A 19,293-nucleotide genomic window follows, 5' to 3' on the forward strand; every position below is an offset into this window, starting at 1 on the left:
AAGTTGACCGTGATCACCTGGGGAGGGAAAGTCTATGTTTAGGTTAGGTTTAATGGGATGCGGAGTGGTAGCTAATTATGGACATATCCCTACAATAAAGGATTCAAACCAATTCGAGCTAACTGCTATTTATGAACCTGATACTACAAGAACAGAAGAACTGAAAACGAAACACAATATACAAGTATATACAGATGTGGAACAGTTTTTTCAAGCAGGTTTTGACGCGGTAGTCATTACCTCTCCGGCTCCATTTCATTATCAGAACGTAATCGATGCAGCTCGCTTTGGAAAACACGTGCTATGTGAGAAACCGCTCGCTATGGATGATCGAGAAGCGGCAGAAATGATTGATTTGATGGACAAAGCCGGGTTGATGCTGTTTACAGCTTTCGATTATCGATTTAGCCCGGTTGCTCAAAAGATTAAAAAAATCGTGGAGGATGGATCCATTGGTGACATTGGTTCCTTGAGGCTAAGTTATATTTGGAATAATCATGGTAAATATTTGAAAGGCGACCAATCACCTCTTCCATTGAATAAGCGCCGGGTTGGTAGAATGCTTGAAGGCGGTCCCATGGTTGATTGCGGTGTTCACCAGATTGACCTAGCTAGATGGTGGCTTAATTCTGAAGTCATACTTCATCACTCAGAAGGAGCTTGGGTGGATGAATATGAAGTTCCAGACCATATGTATCTCCATTTGCAACATTCAAATGATGCCCATACGATGTTAGAGATTAGCTACTCTTATTGTTATACAGCCAAAGAACCTGTTTCACACTTTGTATATGAACTTATAGGCACCGAGGGAATTATACGCTATGATCGAGAATCTCAAATATTTGAGATGCGGAATTCAACGAGTACAACTCGGTTTCCTTTTGCTCGAGAAAAAAACTTTCCAGGGATGTATGAGGCATTTGCTGAAGCACTTGAAACCGGTAAAACGGGGGATATGCCCACTGGTTTAGATGGACTGATTGCAACCCGGATCGCTCGAACGGCAACAGAGGAACTTGTGCGGCGGCGGCGGGCAAACATTAGATCATGAGGCTAACATCGAAAGAAAAAAAGTTCTTGAACTGTAATTCATACTTGTCGTACAGTTTTAATATACATGTCGATGTCGAAGCTGGCCCTTCATCCTGTTGGGCTGGCTTTCATTTTTAAAGGAGGCTGTGGAATATGGATGCGAACGATGTCGTGAATGGAAGAGATCGCATCTTAAACGATGTTTTATTTCAAAAAGGAAAGAAGGGGCTGACAACGAAGCTTTACTCTTTTTTGTTGTTTTATGCAGTCATCTATATGGGGAACGCTGTTTATGGTACATTTTTGCCGGTTTACCTGCATAACGCAAAGTTTTCTCAAGAGCAAATTGGGATGCTCCTTAGCCTTGGGCCTTTGGTTGCGATGTTCGGCCAACCGGTATGGGGGGCGCTCGGGGATCGAGCCAAGACGAAGAATAGCGTACTTTGCTTCCTATTGATTGGCAGCGGCGTTTCGATTTTGTTCTTCCCGCTCTCGCAACATTTCATTTACTTACTTGTGTTAATATGTGTGTTTATGTTTTTTCAGACATCTATATTTGCAATTAGCGATGCGATTACGTTGGAAGAATTGGACAGGCATCCCTCGTGGAGCTTTGGTTGGATTCGTTTAGGCGGCACAGTGGGCTTCGCAGCAATGTCTCTTGTTTTCGGCATCGCAGCCAAGTCGTACATTGGCTCGATGTTTCCCGTCTACGCCGGAACTATGGCCGCCGCATTGCTGCTCCTCTGGCGCTTTCCGCCAGCTGTCAGTCGTCACGCTAACGTCACCGGCAAACGATTTCGGGAGCTTTTCCGAAACGGTAAGCTGATGTTTTATTTGGGTATCAACTTTGTTGTTCAAATCACCTTGGGTTACTATTACGCGTTCTTCCCGATCTACTTCAAGGAGATGGGAGGAGACAGCATGCTGCTGGGCTGGTCGATGGTTATTTCTTCGCTTAGCGAACTGCCGTTTCTTCTGTATTCCGGCAAGATTTTCAAACGCGTCTCGATATCGGTACTTCTAATCGTTGCCGCGCTTGCGTCCTCCGTCCGGTGGTTCTTGTTTTCCGTAATTGGAGATCCTCTTTGGATATTGCCGGTGCAGGTGCTGCATGGAATTATTTTCATTGTGCTGTCCGTCACACTTGCCACGTTTATCAACCGTGAAGTGCCCTCGGAATGGAAGGCCAGCGGTCAAACGCTCAACGGTTTGCTCAGCCTAGGAGCTGCTCGCATTATTGGCAGCTTCTTGGGTGGAATCATGAGCTCGGCTTACGGGATGAGACAAGTATTTTTATATAGTTCATGGGTGTCGATGTCCTGTGTTATTGTATTCGGACTCGTAATATTGATCCGTAGAAAAGACAGAAAGATCTCGGCGCATTGAAAACCTACATTGCTCGGGATTAAATGTCTTTGAAAGCTGCGGAGTTAATCATTGATAATGGTAATAGAGCGAAGCAAATATCCATTTTTTTGATGGGAAAAGCGAAGATTTGCAGCAGGGAATTACTTTGGGTATTAAACATGATTCTTATTGCTTAATAATGCCCAAATAAGTGTCTGCTTACTATAAATATAATGAAATACTATAATAAGAAGAGAAGAGGCTTGTGTCCAACAATTTATAAGATAAATTGAATAAATGAGATTCTTCTAGGAATATTAAAAGGGAAAGAAAAAAGGAGGATAACTAATATGGCAAATGTATTGTATATCACAGCTCACCCTCATGATCATCAAAACTCTTATAGCTTAGCAGTTGGAAAAGAGTTTATTGAAGCCTACCGGGAAGCTAACCGCAACGATGAAGTAATGCATCTTGATCTATATCAAATGAAGATACCTCATATTGACGCAGATGTATTTAGCGGATGGGGAAAATTAAGTTCAGGTACTGCATTCGAGCAGTTAAATCCTGAAGAAAAAGCAAAAGTTAGCCGTCTTGGTGAATTGGTAGACCAGTTCGTGGCGGCTGATAAATATGTATTTGTTAATCCAATGTGGAATTTTTCTTTCCCGCCAATTATGAAAGCTTACATTGATTCTATATGTGTTGCAGGGAAAACTTTCAAATATGTGGAGGGAAAAGGACCTGTAGGCTTACTTGGAAATAAAAAAGCTTTGCATATTCAAGCAAGTGGAGGTGTGTATTCGCAAGGACCTTCGGCAGACTTTGAGATGGGTCATCGTTTTTTAAATGTCATCATGAAATTTTTGGGTGTTCCTGTGCTTGAAGGGATCTTTATAGAAGGTATGGCTGTAACACCGGATCAAGCGCCAGCCATTAAAGAAAAAGCAATTCAACAAGCACGCGAATTAGCTAAAAGGTTTTAGAACCTCCAGTATAGACAAGCCTTTTTGATAGTATCCCCTTTAAGTAGACAGTAAAAAAGAGACATTTACTGTTATAACTTGAAGGGGATTTTTCATGGGAAAACTCCTCATACATACCAAAGAGGAATATATTGCGTCCAGTATCGTGTGGCGAAATTACCCTTTGCATAAATTGATTGATTGTGGGAGATAAATATGTTTCGAGGTGTGGCTACTTCAAAAAAGGAGAGAAAAAATATGGATAAATTGTACACGGCGACTGCAACGGCTGAAGGCGGAAGAGAGGGGAAAGTCACATCCAGCGACGGGGTCATTAACCTTGATTTGAGAGTTCCTAAGGAATTAGGGGGCCCTGGCGGACTTGCAACTAATCCAGAGCAGCTATTCGCTGCTGGTTATGCCGCATGCTTCGATAGCGCGTTGAAGCTTATTATTAGAACGAAGAAGATCCAAGTGGAAGGTACGAAAGTAACCGCGAGTATTTCAATCGGCAAGGATTCGAGCGGCGGCTATGAATTGGCAGCCAAATTGGACGTTTCAGTCAATGGAGTAGATGCCGATGTTGCCAAGGAATTGGTTGATGCTGCCCATCAATTTTGCCCATATTCCAAAGCAACCATGGGCAATATTGAAGTAGAGTTAAACGTCGTCGGATAATCCAATTATTAAGGGCTCATCCTTGGGATGGGCCTTCGCGCTATATAGGAATCTTTATTTCGAATATGTACATATTAGTAGTAATAATACGAAAGTTAATCAACTTTTCCTCGAATATAAAAAAATGAAGTTCGGAGGTGTGACGAGTGCAGCAAGGAAATTGTGATATATCCCCTATGAAAGAACAGTTGAAACAACTCTTGAGCCACATTACAACTGAGATTCAACGCAGTTTGGATAACTTAGAAAATGAAAACGAATGCCTTTTAAGTCAATTTAGCGAAATCCGAGAAGCCTTTAAAAAAGTCGAATCCATAGCCGCTTCATTCTATTTGCAATGTTATTTATCATCTTTTACAACCAATTATTTAGACTTGTCCATTAGCATTCAACATCTGTCGGAACGCCGGCATGGTGCATTGATCGTGATTCAGAGGAACGATCCGCTGGATGCTTTTATGCACTCTGGCATTACGCTGGAAGCTACGTTGACTTACTCGTTATTGGAATCCATTTTTTATCCTGGCAGCCCGCTGCATGATGGAGCCTTATTGATTCAATCCGATCGAATTGTTTCGGCAGCGAATGTCTTGCCAGTATCTAATGTGACGGTTGAAAAAAAACTAGGGACACGACACCGTGCTGCGATAGGTTTGACAGAACGAACCGATGCTCTTGTACTCGTTGTTTCGGAGGAAACTGGAAATGCATCCTTTGCCTATAAGGGAGTCCTGCATCCCATTAATTCTATTGAACCAATGATCGAGTCGGCGGCACGATAGATTCAAATCACTCTTTTCTGAGCAAAAAAATGTTCCACCAAGAAAGCAGATTGCGGGAAATTCAATCCAAGCTGCCACGCCCCTACGCCCCTAAGACGGTAATCGACGACTAATTGAAATTTTGCGGCACGGGCTCGCGCATCTTCAAACCACACTATGTGTCTCTTACCATTCTCGTCCCAATATGAAAAATAAGGTTGTTGGTGCTGAGTGGAATATTGTATCTGCACTTCATACCTCATAGCTGCTTCAGTAGCGGTTGTGACTGAAACAGCTTTAGCACTGATTGCGTTTCCGTTGCTCATAGTCCAGTCATATCCATATCTAGGTACACCAAGAATAATTTTATTCCGGGGCATGCGTAGCACAGCATAGTCGAGGGTTTTTCGTATCTCATCGATCGGAGCTACAGGTCCGGGACCGGAATGTTTTTCATGCCAATCATAGGCCATAATGAAAACGAAATCCACCACAGCACCGATTCCGCCGTAATCATAACCTGGATAATCACTATCGCTTTTTTTTACATGAAGGGCAACCGATGTGAAGTATCCCTCCGGGCTTAAACGATCATTTAATGAGCGCAAAAAGCCGGTATACAAATCTCTTTCCCCTGCATTCACTTGCTCAAAATCAATATTAACTCCAGCGTAATTTTTTGTTTTTATCAAGTTATAGATATTGTTAATTAGACGGTTCCTTAATTCAGGAAAGTTAAGTACTTTTTTTGTTAATTTAGGACTGAATCCTCCCGCGGTTAAATTTGTAATTGTCGCCAGAGGGGCCACTTTATGATTCCTTGAAGCTCTGACGGCGAGTTCATCATTGTTTAGAGTGCTCAAATTCCCTTCCTCGTTAATGTGATATTCAAAAATGCCAAAGTAGGCATTATAAGCAGAGAAGCTGCTGGCTGTCGCTTCAATTTGTTCGGGTGTGACAGGAATGATATAACTCAAGCCTTCTTCTGGATATTTGGTTCGCGGCGGTAAATACAGCTTTATTCCAACGGACAAAATATCGCTTTCAAGCCCGTTTGCAGTACGCAGGGTTTCCACGGGAACCAAACTCATTTTGGATATCTCGTATAACGAATCTCCGGGCTGAACAATATAGACGGTCGATGGAACAATCAAAGCTTGACCGGGGACCATCATCTCATCTATCAAGCCGTTTACGTTACGAAGGGTGTCGAGGGGAAATTGATATTTTGAAGCAATTGAAAAAAGAGAATCTCCATTTTTCACTATATAAATGAACATATGAAATTTGTCCCCCTCCCTATAAGAGAAAAGATACTATCTTCAAAAGATATTCATAGGAAGGCATGTTTCAGTACCACGCAAGCTATCCTTATCGTTCTTTCTTCCGCTAACCTCAATGCAATATCCGCTGCCTTTAATCCTCTTCGTATGAAACAGATCGCCGCATGCATGCTGCAGCTTAAAAATCGGGATTTGATTGTGTAGGCCTTCTTAAAAAACGTGCATTAGTAAGTCACAAAATAAGTGCGAGTCCGTCCATTTCCGGCATATGAATATCAGTAAGGATCAAATCGGGCTGAAAGTACACTAGCTTTTGCAGCGCATCAATGCCGTCTGCAGCGCCGACGATCTCGATAAACGGTGTATTCGCTTTATGGATCATACGGATGATACCGTTTAAAGTGATATGGAGAGGAGATTCGTGAGGATGCAGCACATTTTGGTGGAAGAATACCGCGGTGGCGTACTTGAATGCACGCATGCTGGCCATTTATGTGGAGTAGACGACACGGGAACGATACGGTATGCGATCGGCAATCCGCTGCATATGACTTACTTGCGTTCAGCGGCCAAACCGTTTCAGGCGATATCGGTTCTCCAGCACAGCATCGAGAACCGTTTTGGCTTTACGGGCAAGGAGACGGCCGTGATGGCCGGATCGCACCGAGGCGAACCGTTTCATATCGAAGCCGTCGAATCGATGCTCCGCAAAATCGGGCTCAGCGAAGAAATGCTCGCCTGCGCTTCGACGTATCCGTTGAATGTAGGCGCAAGGGATGACGTCGTTCGGCAAAACAGCCCGAAGCGGCGGGTGTATCACAACTGCTCCGGTAAACATACTGGGATTTTGGCGCTGTGCAAAGGGTTGGACTATGATCTCGAATCGTATTGCGATCCCTGTCATCCCGCCCAACTGCACATCTTGCGCACGCTTGCGTCGATATCCGAGATGCCGGAGGAGCAAATCCCGATTGGCACGGACGGTTGCGGATTTCCCGTCTTTGCCCTTCCTCTTGATGCGACAGCCAGAGCTTACCTGAAGCTGGCATGTCCGGATCTGATCCCGGACGCACAGGTCAGAACCGCGGTCGAGAAACTGAGCGGGCTTATGAACGAGCACGGGGAAATGATCGCTGGCACCGATTTTATATGCTCCGTGCTGCTGCGGGACGCCAACATCGTGGCCAAAGGAGGCGCGAAAGGCGTTTACGGCTTCAGCCTGAAGAAGGAACGTTTGGCGTTCGCTTTGAAGGTGATGGACGGCTCCGAGGAGGAGTGGCCGCTTATTATTGCGACCATTCTGGAGCAGATCGGCTACTCGAACCGCGCAACGATCGACGACTTATACCGGATTTCGCAGGTGCAAATCCGCAATGACGCAAGCCGACCCGTCGGTTACAGCAAGGCGGTATTCAATCTTACAGCGTATCATGAAGGGGCAGCCCGATGATACCGAAGACAGCCCTTATCATCTGCATTGGGCAGGGAATGGTGATACAAGAGTTATTCACAGCAAGTACGTCCTGGGAAGGAGCTGCCACGGTAGTTCCTTTTCGCTTTTTCCGCCGTAGCTTACGCTACATCCAGTCTGATGAAGCTCTATAAAACTTCGATGTTCATTTTATATTAAAGCAAACAGGCAGCATAGTTGAAAAGGGGTCACATAAATAAACTTTTTCATTTGAAGGATAAATTAGTTTTTCTAGAGTATTTAATAAGAAACATTATTGATCATTCAAGAACTAACCAAAAGGGGATGGTTTGTTTGATAAAACTTTTAAAGTATGATGATCTTGCATTATTTAAGAAAGATGTAATCTCTTTCTTAGAACAATATGAAGCTGAAAACAATTTAGTATTAGGTGTCTTGCAATCTTTAAGTGAAAAAGATGAAAGGCCTCGTTTTATGGCTGCGATACTAAAAGACAATGACATAGGGTTGGTCTTACTACAAACACATCCTAGGCAAATTATCTTATCAAAATCTGTTTCTTTTACATCAAAGGAAATACACGTTATAGGAGAAGAATTGAATAACACAATTCAAGAAATACCTGGTTTTATAGGTGAAAAGAAATTAACAACTGAACTAGCTATGTATATTTCTAACGTTAAAGGGACTCAAGCAAGTGTCCTAATGGACCAAAAGATTTATAAACTAAAAAAAGTTGAGAAAAAAACAAATACAAATGGAAAGCTCAGGAAAATAATTGAAAAGGATCATCACACAATTAAAGAGTGGGTGTATCAATTTTGTAATGAAACTAACCAACCTATAAGTTTAGAGGAAGCAGATAAAAGAGCTAAAATAATGATTAATAAAGGAAATCTAGTTGCGTGGGAAGTGAACGGAGAATTGGTTTCCATGGCTAATGCTACACGTCCAACCCAAAATAATATTACAATCAGCTATGTTTACACCCCGATTAGCGAGAGAAAACAGGGATATGCCTCTGATTGTGTTTCAGCATTTACTCAATTCTTATTAGATCGTGGTTATAAAACAACAAGCTTATACACTGATCTCAGCAATCCTACTTCCAATAAAATTTATGTTCAAATTGGATATGAAGCGATCATGGATTCAATCGTTATCCTTTTTAAATGAAAGTATTGAAAAGTCGAATTTTGTGTTCCATTAATGTCACGCTATTTCAGTACCCTCCACCTGTCTCTTCCGTTGAATGATCGTAAGATGATAGGGATGAAATGGTAATCAAAATTAAACTTACGCGAAACGATTGTGGAGGAGCTTGCTTGGCGGTAGCTCCTTTTTCGTTTGTTGGAGTAACGGCCTTGAAGGAATTTTTCTGCGAAGTTCATACATAGGACGTTAGTTGAATTACAACGAAAAATATAAAAAAATAAAGGAAGTGCTGCTTAATGAGAGTTACTGTATTAGGTTGCGGAAGATGGGGATCTTTTTTATCATGGTATGCTAATAAACTAGGACATGAAGTAATTTTATGGGGAAGAGAAGCATCAAAAAATTATCAAAGATTATTAGATAGTCGAACAAATGATTATTTAGTATTATCCCAAAATATACGTTTAACGAATAAAATTGTTGAGGCAATTCAATTTGCCGAAATCATATTTATCGCCATTAGTGCTCAAGAACTTAGAGGTTTTGCAAAGCAGTTAGATACTATGGGAATTACAAATAAGATTTTTGTTTTATGCATGAAAGGACTTGAAATGGAGTCTGGAGAAAGACTCTCACAAGTTTTTATGGAAGAAATAAAATCACCTATAAATTTAGCAATTTGGGTTGGACCTGGGCATGTTCAAGATTTTATTAATGACATTCCAAACTGTATGGTTATTGATTCAGATAACATGAACATAACTAAATTGATTGTAAACAGCTTCGGAAGCGAGACTATAAGATTTTATTATGGGCAAGATTTGTTAGGCAATGAGATAGGTGCTGCGGCGAAAAATGTAATTGGAATCGCGGCTGGCATGTTGGATGGATTAGGTTATACAAGTTTAAAGGGAGCCTTAATGGCTAGAGGAACAAAAGAAATTGCGAGATTAGTTAGAACAATGGGAGGGAGCGAATTAACTATTTACGGTTTAGGACATCTCGGTGACTACGAAGCAACGGTGTTTTCTAAGCATAGTCATAATCGACGTTTTGGTGAGGCATTTGTAAATAAGGAACCGTTCGGGAAATTAGCTGAAGGAGCAGCAACCGTAAAAGCATTATTGCGATTGTCCACTAAATATGATGTGGAGCTGCCAATTTGTCAGGCTGTTTATTCAGTAATCTCTGAAGGTAACGACCCAAAAGAGCAGCTAATAAGATTATTTATGAGGCCCGTGAAATTTGAAGGTATTTAATTAACATGCATATTTAATTAACTCAACAGATTTTGCTTTTTCTTAGACCCGTTCGAGAGGTCGGTGTGGCAAAGGAGGTAATTTGACGCGAATCGGGTCTCTGGGTTGCACCTCATCATGCAATTCCGATTGAATCAGATGTGCTTGGCGTAAATTCGGCTGGGTCGGATCGAGCGCAACCCGAGAGCGATAGGCTTTTTGCAAAGACAAGCCTTCAAATAATTAATGTTATTTTCATGTATCTTTTTTGCAAAGAGAGTACAATAGAAGTAGTTCACAATTTAGACAAAAAATGATGGGAGTGATTTTTGTGAAACTACTCAAAAATTTTCTTCAAGGTTTTTTTTATGCTTTTGTCTCAATTGGTGTATTGCCATTTTTACTTGTGAAAAGTATTCTTGAATTGTAATACGGAAAATAACAGTGGAGAGATTCTCTAATTTATAGTTGAATCTCAAGTATATCGGGGATCGTTTCATGAATTAACTCCAATCAGTTCAGCTGGTCTGAACTGATTGGAGTTTTTTGTACGCTTGGCAGCGCAGCAACCATAATGAACAAGTTCGCAGGAAAGCCTCAAATCGCATTTTGAACTGAATTTCGTCGGAACTTTCGGCATCTGCGTCAACGCCATTGCGTTCAGCTTCGACAACGGTGCCACCATCCCTGTGGATGGCGGATTTATGGCTTACTTTGGCAAGTGCTGATCAATAGAGCGGCCAACAGGCATATAGATTGCACCATTAACATCTATAATTTGTGCAATGACTTCGTCCGATAGTAGATTGCGTCCATCGAGTACAAGGGGAAGGCGCATATGTTGAATCATGCGAGGCCAATCCAGACTTGCAAACTGCGGCCATTCCGTCATAATAATTACGGCATCGGCATTCCTCACCGCATCGTAGGGAGAGTCCATCACGTTAACACCATCTGCCGGAACATAGTGGACGACTGGATCGTAGGCATGAACTTCGATTCCATGACGCTGACAATGGGATAATAAGGCGAGAAAAGGAGCATCCCGAACATCATTCGTATTCGGTTTGAATGAGATGCCTAACACGCAGAGCCGTTTGCCAATAGGGTTCATCCATATCGAGAGAAGCTTTGCGAACATCCTTGAAATACGCTGATCATTAATTTTGGCGGTTGCCTCGAGTAATGGAAGCGAGCAGCCAATAAGCCTTCCGGAAGTGAGCAGTGACTTCAAATCCTTTGTGAAACAGGATCCGCCGTAACCGACTCCTGCTTTCAAAAAGTCCGGTCCGATACGTTGGTCAGATCCTACGCCTTCCACGACTTGGCGAATATCCGCGCCATAACCTTCACATAAATCGGACATCATATTTGCAAACGAAATTTTCATGGCCAGAAATGCATTGGATGCATATTTAACAAGCTCGGCACTGCGCCTATCACATACTTGAACAGGGGCATTAATACCCTCATATAACTGGCGAAGCAGCGTCTCTGCATGGTGTGATTTGCAGCCGAAAACAATACGGTCGGGCTCCAGAAAATCGTAAACGGCACTGCCTTGCCGTAAAAATTCTGGATTATAGGCAACTTCAGTAAGAAGACCCGCCGCATGCAGGCTCACTTCGAGCTCGTCACAGGTTCCAACAGGTACGGTACTTTTTATAATAACAAGCGGTGGACAGATGCCGGATTGCATCAAATGACCAAGCACTTCACGAATTTGCCTAAGATCTGTATAGCCATCCACTCGGGTGGGCGTGCCAACTGCAATCATTAGGGCATCAGCACCGGCGGCCGCTCTAGCAACGTCTGTGTCAAAGAACAATTTGCCGCTGTCACGCGTGTCTGCCAGCAGCGTATCCAGTTCAGGTTCCCATACACTCAGCTTACTTTCCATCAAGCCATGGATGACCTGCTCTCGGTCGACTGCCGTAACTTCATGACCTAGCTTTGCAAAGCAGACGGCTGCCACCAATCCGACATAACCCGTTCCTATTAAAGTTAATCGCATTGATTATCCCCCCTTCAAGCAGAGTAAAATCCCGGTTTCTTGCCGAGCTGGCGAGAATCAATAATTTGTTCGTAGTTCCATAGCAGCTTTTCAAAGATAGCGTCCCAAGAACGTCCAAGTGCGAAACTCCTAGCTTCTATGATGAAACTAGCTAATCGTTCTGGGTCATCCGCCAACGCGCAAATCTCCCGAATAAACGAGTCAGGATGGCGAGGCGTGCACAAAACACCTGTCCGCCCAGACACAACCATTTCACGAACCCCTCCGCTATTTGCGGCAATAACGGGTAAGCCCGATGCCATTGCCTCCAGTGCGACGTTACCGAACGTTTCGGTACTGGAAGGAAAGATGAATAAGTCAGCTGAAGCATAGAGCTGGGCAAGTTCTTCGCCGCGCTTGTAACCAGCAAATGTCACATTGTCCGGTGCTTGCTCTCTCAAATCGGGGAGAAGTGGTCCGTCTCCAACAATGAGCCAATGGACACGTGCTTTCAACGAATCAGGTAATGTTCGCATGATTGCAATTAATGTATCTATATCTTTTTCCGGAGCAATCCGGCCCACATAAAGTAGTAGGATTGGTGCTGTAATGCCGTATCGTTCACGAACATCGTTGCTTTTCTTATCGGGTGTGTACAAGTCGCAATCTACACCTCTCGACCAAAGCAGCAAGCGGCTTAAGCCATGCAAATGGAGTGAATCAATGGTATCGAGAGATGGAGCGAATGTGGCGTCGCATGATTGGTGAAACCATTTCATATACGCCCAGTATAAGGGGACAGCCTGTTTCATCCGGTAGTATTCAAGATAGCGATCGAAATGAGTATGATAGGAAGCTACATGCGGAATTTGGTGCTTGCGAGAGTAGTGAAGGCCACATAGGCCGATATTAAATGGAGTTGCCAAATGGAGCAGATCGGGGCGGAATCGGTCGAGTTCAGTGTGTAAAGCAATGACGTTCGGCAGTGCGATTCGGCACTCGGGGTAAAGAAAGAAGGGGATACTGTTAATGGGGCGAACTGGATCGGGGTAAGCAACATCATCAGTGCATTTTGGTATAAAAACGAGATGATCAATGCCACGGCGATGTAAGTAATCAGTTAGCCGCCCAAGTGTGAGAGCTACGCCATTCATTTGAGGAACAAATGTGTCGGTAAATAACGCGAGGCGCATGAGTATCCCTCCTACAGTTCCTTTTATATCATTAGAATAGCATGTGATTATTAGAAGAACGTCAAACTAATGTTAAATCATTTTTAAGAAAGTGGAGGGATATCTTGAAAAAACTAGTGTACATAAGTGCCATTCTCGTTACATTAACTTGCTTTAACGTACATGCTGTCCTTGCTTTTGATGGAGCAGAGGTGTTTGATATCCAGAAAGGTGAGGTTGTAAAAACATTAAAGCACTCTGCAAAGTTTGCAAAGTGAAGTTGAGAAATGGTTATCTTCGATTTCTGGAGCTGTCGGCTCATTGAATATTGAGCCTGACAATGGGTTAGGAATAAAGATTGAACTCGCTCCTCCTCTGAAAATCAAAAATAAATGGATTACGGGAACAGTCGCTGAGGTAGTATTGTTTATAAGTCAAACGGAGACGTACTATCCTACGCTTTTAATATTCACAAAGGAGGATAGCGTAATCGCAGTAAGTATCAATCATGATTTAAAGGTTTTTTTGAAAACAAATAATCTTTATAATCCAGAATTAAATCTTAACAATCCATCGAATAAAAATAACAAACAAAGCCCCATGACGACCCCTATTTTCTTCCAAAAAGTTGTTGCAATATACGTAATTTCGATGTACGATACAGCTATTAATAAAACGCTTACAATTCCGACGTTCCTTTATTAAACCGGTTTAAAGAGAGGGAGATCCATGTCTCCTTAGCTCGAAAATATTAAGCGCTTACAATTATTTTTTTGTAAATTCAATTAAATCGGTTTAAATCAAAATATACTTAACATGATTTATGACCCGCAGAATGACTCATTCATTAAACCGGTTTAAAGTTTAATCTACTAGGAGGTGAAGGGAAACAATTTTCAGTGTTTGATGAGGAAGATTGAAGTACCAGTATAATCATGGAGGGGATAGGCTTGAAAAAAAACAGGTTGTTTTTTGTAATGATGATGTTGATTTTGGCAGTTGTTTTTGTGGCGTGTGAGAGTGAAAGTGATCCAAAGCCAAGTTCAGCCGTTCAGGCATCTAAGGCGCCTGTTGCATCTGCTACTGTGAAGGCAGACGGCTACAATGAGGCCCCAATGTTAACTAAGCTAGTCGGATCAGGTTCACTGAAGCCTGTGACTGAACGGATGCCGGTTAAGGAAGATATCATGGTTGAAAAAACATTGGACGAAATAGGGAAATACGGCGGGGATTGGAAAATGCCTTGGGGTGGACCTAATGATCGTTGGGCTGTTGGTCAACCTACGGAGGAAGCGCTTTTCCGCTTTAATAAGGATGGAAGTACGGTTGAACCAAACGTGGCCAAAGGCTATGAAGTCAATAAAGACTCAACTGAATTCACCATCCATTTGAGAAAAGGTATGAAGTGGTCAGATGGAGTGCCTTTCACAGCCGATGATGTCATTTTCTATTGGGAGCACATGCTCACTAAAGAGACTTTCGGCAAAAAAATATATGATGCTTATTATTCTGTCGACCCTGTAACAGGGGAAAAGGCATTAGCGCAAGTGACCAAAGTTGATGATTATACCTTTAAGGTTGTACATAAGTATCCCAGCGTGCAGTTCTTGGAACGCGTTGCCATTGATAACAAATGGTTCTTTGCACCGGCACATTTCCAAAAAACCATATTGCCTGAGTTTGTAGGTGATGCGAAGGCGCTTGAAATTGCGAAACAATGGGGCTTTGCAGATGTGAAGTCTTTCTTGGTAGCAACGGGCTATTACTATTGGGTAAACCCGCAAATCCCGACCTTAAGAGCTTGGGTAGCTAAAAATGACCCTAATAGTGATCAGTTTATTATGGAACGCAATCCCTATTTCTGGAAAGTTGATAGCGCAGGAAATCAGCTCCCTTATATGGACCGTATCGTCGCTACCAAAGTGCAGGATCCGGCTCAAAGAATTCTCGGCACATTAGCGGGAGATTATAATCTGCTTGATTTTGATTTTAAAGATTTCACTGTACTGAAAGAAAATGAGAAAAAAGCTGGGTTCCGGGTAATGCCTTGGACAACACCAACCTGGTCAAGTGCGGGTCTTCAATTTAATCAAACAATTGCGGATCCCAATCTGCGCAAGCTGTTCCAAGATATCCGATTTAGAGAAGCCGTTTCCGTTGCGGTCGACCGAAAGGAAATTTCAGAGATCATTACGAATGGTTTAGGCGCACCTCAACAAGCCGCAGTTCCTGAAGGTTTGGTTGGTTACCAAAAAGGCTGGGCGGATCAGTGGAGTAAATTTGATCAATCGCGTGCGAATCAACTTTTGGATGAAATAGGTCTGACTAAACGTGATAAGAACAATTTTCGTTTAAACGCAGACGGCTCTGATCTAACTGTCACGATTATTGAACCGAGTACAAATTCGGCAAAATTCTTGGAATTAATAAAAAAATATTATGAGCAAGTTGGCATTAAGGTAGATCTGAAAGTTGTGGATCAAGGAACTCACAATGATCTCAAATATGCGAATAAGATTCCAGCAACCACAGAAAATATTTCTCTCGTTAATGTAGCTTTTCGACCTGATACATTAGTGCCTCTGAGAGTATTGACACCATGGCTTGGAAATTATGGATTGTATACTTCATCTAATGGAAAAGACGGAGTAAAACCAGAAGGTGATGTAGCGTTAATAATGGATTACTGGAATAAAGTTAAATCATCTACAAGCAAAGAGGAAATAACGAAATGGAGTAATGAAATCATTAAGCTCCATCAAAAGAATCAGTGGATTATTGGTTATGCAGGCCCAACACCAAAGTTGATTGTTGCATCAAACAAAATGGGTAACGTACCTAAGGACTTAGTCTATGCAGATGAATTCCGCAGTATGGGGCATGCTCATCCTTCACAATTCTTTATCAAACAATAAGTTAGTTCTTTACTAAATAATGGGGGAGTCCAACTTCCCCCATTATTATTTTCAGGTGGCATCATCGAATTAACCGGAGAGGATAGGATTGAGATGCTCCAATATATTGTAAGAAGAATCATTTTGGTAATACCTGTCGTTTTTTTTATTTCAATGATCGTCTTCTACATCATTCAGCTTCCGCCCGGTGACTATGTATCGACTTATGCGGCGAAGATGTCTGCGGCAGGCGATGTAATGACACAAAATGATATGGATGTAATGAGAGCTAGCTTAAAGTTGGATCAACCTTGGTTTATACAATATTTGGAATGGATGAAAAATATTATTTTTCATTTTAACTTCGGGTATTCTTTTAGCTATAACAAGCCTGTTATGACCGTAATTTCGCAATACATGGGGTTAACGATTATCGTCTCTCTGGTGACAATGGCTTTTACGTATTGCGTGGCGATCCCGATCGGTATTTACTGCGCTGTAAAGCAATATTCGATAGGTGATTATATTTTTTCAGCCATCGGGTTTCTGGGTATGGCTACTCCTCACTTTTTGATGGCTATTATCTTAATGTATCTGTCTTATGTGTATTTTGGCGATCCCTTGCTAGGTCTATTTTCGAGTGAATTCGCAAATGCCGGATGGTCGATAGATAAGGTTTTTGATTTGCTGAAGCACATGATCATCCCTGTTATTGTTATTGGTTTGGCGAACACAGCAGAGCTGATTCGAGTGATGAGAGGTCAAATGCTGGACGAATTGAATAAGCCGAATGTGGTGACAGCAAGATCAAAAGGCTTATCAGAAACGAAAATACTGCTCAAATATCCGACGCGAGCTGCGATGAATCCGATCGTGAGCACTATTGGATGGTCCCTAACATCGATTTTCACAGGTTCGACGATTACGGCAATCGTACTGAATTTACCCATTCAAGGCCCAGTTATGTATAACGCATTATTAGCTCAGGATATGTATTTGGCGGGAACCTGGTTATTGTTTATGGCTGTCTTGACGGTTATCGGAACATTGATTTCGGATATTTTATTGGCATGGCTCGATCCAAAAATTCGTACAGAGTTCAGAGGTATGTGACCATGAAAACTATTCCAATATTAGGAAGACAACGACTAAACACAATTAAACAAACAAAGAATAGCGATGTATATTATAGCTCACAATGGCGACTTATGTATCGCAGGTTAAAAAAGCATAAATTAGCCCGCATCAGCCTAGTGATTCTCGCCTTTTTTTATATTGGCGCCATTTTTGCCCAATTTATCGCGCCTTACGGCTTGCAAAGCTATGACAGTAAATATGTGAATGCGCCTCCGGTTAAAGTGAGCTTCAAGGATGCAGAAGGCAATTTTCACTTTAGACCGTTTGTGAATGAGCTCAAGTCAGGAAGAGACCCAGTAACACTGCGGAAAATGTTTGTGCAGGACGAGAAAGTTCGCCATCCGGTCCGCTTTTTTGTGAAGGGTGAAAGCTATACGTTTCTAGGCTTGTTTTCAACGAATATCCATCTATTTGGCGTGGATGAGCCTGGACGCATATTTATGTTCGGTACAGACGGGATGGGCAGAGATTTATTATCTCGTGTTGTCCTAGGAAGTCAAATTTCATTAAGCATCCCTCTCATTGGCGTAACGATAAGCTTTGTCTTAGGTTTGTTTATCGGGGGGGTATCAGGGTATTTCGGAGGATGGATTGATTCGGTTATACAGCGGTTTATTGAAATCATTCGTTCATTTCCGACGCTCCCTTTATGGATGGCATTGTCAGCTGCAATACCAGCTCGAGTTCCCGTTGTAACCATGTATCTGTATATCGTCATCATTTTCGCGTTTATCGGTTGGACGGAATTAGCTAGGGTTGCAAGAGGGAAGTTTATATCTTTAAAAAATGAAGAATATGTTCTGGCAGCCAAAATAGCCGGCGTTAGCGATGCGAAAATCATTATTAAGCATCTTTTGCCCGGGTTTATCAGCTATTTGGTTGTGGCAACGACACTGGCCATACCCGGTATGATTCTTGGTGAGACAGCAATGAGTTTTCTTGGGCTCGGGATTCGTTCTCCTGCCACCAGCTGGGGAGTTCTGCTTCAAGAAGCTCAGCAAATCGAGAATGTCGCTTTGTATCCATGGAAGCTAATCCCTTTAGGCTTTGTCATCGTTACCGTTTTAACCTTTAACTTTCTTGGCGACGGATTACGTGATGCAGCGGATCCATACAAGAAATAATCCATATTAGAGTAAAGCGAGGGGATATAATGACATCTCAAGCTTCCGTTTCACAATCCGAGCAACCCCTTCTGTCCGTCCAAGATCTTAAGATTCGAATTCAAATGGATAATGGAGAAATGAAGGCCGTGGATGGTGTTGATTTTGAAATAAAAAAGGGAAAAACACTGGGACTTGTTGGCGAGTCAGGCTGCGGGAAAAGTCTGACCAGCAGAGCAATTATCAGCATTAATCCAAAAGAGTGTGAAACCACGGGGAAGATCGTGTATCACTCCGACTCTGAGAAAGCCTTAAACCAATTGGATTTATTATCTTTAAATTCACGCAGTAAACAGATTCGTTCCATTCGAGGCAGAAAAATTGCCATGATATTTCAAGAACCGATGACGGCTTTTTCACCGATGTACACCATCGGGAACCAGATCATGGAATCCATTTTAATCCACCGCACCAAAAATAAAAAAGAAGCCAAAAAAATTGCGCTAGAAATGCTCAGTAAAGTGGGAATCTCCGATCAAGAGAAACGTTTTGACCAATATCCGCATGAATTCTCGGGGGGAATGCGTCAGCGAGCGATGATCTCGATGGCCTTATCCTGCAACCCCGAATTGTTAATTGCCGATGAGCCCACTACAGCACTTGATGTAACAATTCAAGCACAAGTGTTGGAGCTTATGAAAGGACTTCAACAGGAATTTGGAATGGCCATTCTGCTGGTGACTCACGATCTTGGGATAATAGCAGAAATGTGCGATGAAGTAGCCGTCATGTATCTAGGGAAAATCGTCGAGCAATCGACAGTGAAAGAAATTTTCAACAATCCCAAACACCCATATACCAAAGGTTTACTCAAATCTATGCCAAAACTATCCGAAAATAGACATACACGTTTAGAATCCATCGAAGGAACAGTACCAATGGCTACCAATATGCCTCCAATGTGCGGTTTCTACGATCGTTGTAAAGATAGGATGGATGGTGTATGCAATACACAAGCCGTACCGAAAACGCGCATATCCGATAACCATATGGTTAGATGTTTTCTTTACAAGGATGAGGGTGAAGGAGAATAA

The 19,293-nt window shown here is 42.3% G+C and carries 18 protein-coding genes; 14 read left to right on the forward strand and 4 right to left on the reverse strand.

Going from position 1 to position 19,293, the window contains the following annotated elements:
• Positions 1-34 precede the first annotated feature (34 nt).
• The 5 genes from BLT91_RS00595 (at position 35) to cdaS (ending at position 4,813) form a co-directional block, all read left to right on the forward strand.
• Positions 35-1,054, forward strand: coding sequence for a Gfo/Idh/MocA family protein (locus BLT91_RS00595; protein ID WP_090815531.1), 1,020 nt, complete (start codon positions 35-37; stop codon positions 1,052-1,054).
• Positions 1,055-1,188: 134 nt separating this feature from the next.
• Entirely contained in the window at positions 1,189-2,424 is a 1,236-nt protein-coding gene (locus BLT91_RS00600; RefSeq protein ID WP_090815533.1) for an MFS transporter, read from the forward strand.
• A gap of 311 nt (positions 2,425-2,735) precedes the next feature.
• Positions 2,736-3,374, forward strand: coding sequence for an FMN-dependent NADH-azoreductase (locus tag BLT91_RS00605; protein WP_090815535.1), 639 nt, complete (start codon positions 2,736-2,738; stop codon positions 3,372-3,374).
• A 237-nt stretch (positions 3,375-3,611) separates the two neighbouring features.
• The gene (locus BLT91_RS00610) at positions 3,612-4,031 is read left to right on the forward strand and encodes an organic hydroperoxide resistance protein (protein WP_090815537.1); all 420 of its coding nucleotides are present in this window, start codon (positions 3,612-3,614) and stop codon (positions 4,029-4,031) included.
• 146 nt (positions 4,032-4,177) lie between these two features.
• Entirely contained in the window at positions 4,178-4,813 is a 636-nt protein-coding gene (gene cdaS / locus BLT91_RS00615) for a sporulation-specific diadenylate cyclase CdaS (RefSeq protein ID WP_090815539.1), read from the forward strand.
• A 2-nt stretch (positions 4,814-4,815) separates the two neighbouring features.
• On the opposite strand, the gene BLT91_RS00620 is transcribed toward cdaS, so the two are convergent.
• Positions 4,816-6,072, reverse strand: a complete 1,257-nt coding sequence (locus BLT91_RS00620) for a glycoside hydrolase family 18 protein (protein WP_090815540.1) — start codon at positions 6,070-6,072, stop codon at positions 4,816-4,818.
• Between the two features lie 235 nt (positions 6,073-6,307).
• Positions 6,308-6,457, reverse strand: coding sequence for a response regulator (locus BLT91_RS30525; protein ID WP_141224913.1), 150 nt, complete (start codon positions 6,455-6,457; stop codon positions 6,308-6,310).
• Positions 6,458-6,502: 45 nt separating this feature from the next.
• Here BLT91_RS30525 and BLT91_RS00635 point away from each other — a divergent pair, with 45 nt between their 5' ends.
• From BLT91_RS00635 to BLT91_RS00645, 3 genes are all read left to right on the forward strand, one after another.
• Positions 6,503-7,525, forward strand: a complete 1,023-nt coding sequence (locus BLT91_RS00635) for an asparaginase (RefSeq protein WP_090815545.1) — start codon at positions 6,503-6,505, stop codon at positions 7,523-7,525.
• Between the two features lie 231 nt (positions 7,526-7,756).
• Complete coding sequence (locus BLT91_RS00640; protein WP_175532026.1) at positions 7,757-8,683, forward strand: GNAT family N-acetyltransferase; 927 nt, start codon at positions 7,757-7,759, stop codon at positions 8,681-8,683.
• Positions 8,684-8,958: 275 nt separating this feature from the next.
• A complete protein-coding gene (locus tag BLT91_RS00645; RefSeq protein ID WP_090815549.1) occupies positions 8,959-9,921 on the forward strand; it encodes an NAD(P)H-dependent glycerol-3-phosphate dehydrogenase in 963 nt (320 codons plus the stop codon).
• Positions 9,922-10,609: 688 nt separating this feature from the next.
• Here the strand turns inward: BLT91_RS00645 and BLT91_RS00650 are convergent.
• Positions 10,610-11,914 (reverse strand): UDP-glucose dehydrogenase family protein, encoded by a 1,305-nt coding sequence (locus tag BLT91_RS00650; protein ID WP_090815551.1) that lies wholly within the window; start codon positions 11,912-11,914, stop codon positions 10,610-10,612.
• 14 nt (positions 11,915-11,928) lie between these two features.
• Positions 11,929-13,086: a glycosyltransferase family 4 protein gene (locus BLT91_RS00655; protein ID WP_090815553.1), complete on the reverse strand. Its 1,158-nt coding sequence runs from the start codon at positions 13,084-13,086 to the stop codon at positions 11,929-11,931.
• Positions 13,087-13,190: 104 nt separating this feature from the next.
• On the opposite strand from BLT91_RS00655, the gene BLT91_RS31135 reads away from it, so the two are divergent.
• The 6 genes from BLT91_RS31135 (at position 13,191) to BLT91_RS00680 (ending at position 19,293) form a co-directional block, all read left to right on the forward strand.
• On the forward strand, positions 13,191-13,343 hold the full coding sequence (locus BLT91_RS31135) for a hypothetical protein (protein ID WP_175532027.1): 153 nt from the start codon (positions 13,191-13,193) through the stop codon (positions 13,341-13,343).
• Positions 13,333-13,770 carry a hypothetical protein gene (locus BLT91_RS00660; RefSeq protein WP_090815556.1) on the forward strand — a complete coding sequence of 146 codons (438 nt, stop codon included), beginning with the start codon at positions 13,333-13,335 and terminating at the stop codon, positions 13,768-13,770. Before BLT91_RS31135 ends, BLT91_RS00660 begins: the two co-directional genes overlap by 11 nt.
• A 245-nt stretch (positions 13,771-14,015) precedes the next feature.
• Positions 14,016-15,980: an ABC transporter substrate-binding protein gene (locus tag BLT91_RS00665; protein WP_254776734.1), complete on the forward strand. Its 1,965-nt coding sequence runs from the start codon at positions 14,016-14,018 to the stop codon at positions 15,978-15,980.
• Positions 15,981-16,073: 93 nt separating this feature from the next.
• Positions 16,074-17,072, forward strand: coding sequence for an ABC transporter permease (locus tag BLT91_RS00670; RefSeq protein WP_090815561.1), 999 nt, complete (start codon positions 16,074-16,076; stop codon positions 17,070-17,072).
• A 2-nt stretch (positions 17,073-17,074) separates the two neighbouring features.
• Positions 17,075-18,220, forward strand: coding sequence for an ABC transporter permease (locus BLT91_RS00675; protein ID WP_090815563.1), 1,146 nt, complete (start codon positions 17,075-17,077; stop codon positions 18,218-18,220).
• A 104-nt stretch (positions 18,221-18,324) separates the two neighbouring features.
• On the forward strand, positions 18,325-19,293 hold the full coding sequence (locus BLT91_RS00680; RefSeq protein ID WP_302847442.1) for an ABC transporter ATP-binding protein: 969 nt from the start codon (positions 18,325-18,327) through the stop codon (positions 19,291-19,293).

It is taken from the genome of Paenibacillus sp. yr247 (assembly GCF_900103825.1).
Classification (GTDB): domain Bacteria; phylum Bacillota; class Bacilli; order Paenibacillales; family NBRC-103111; genus Paenibacillus_E.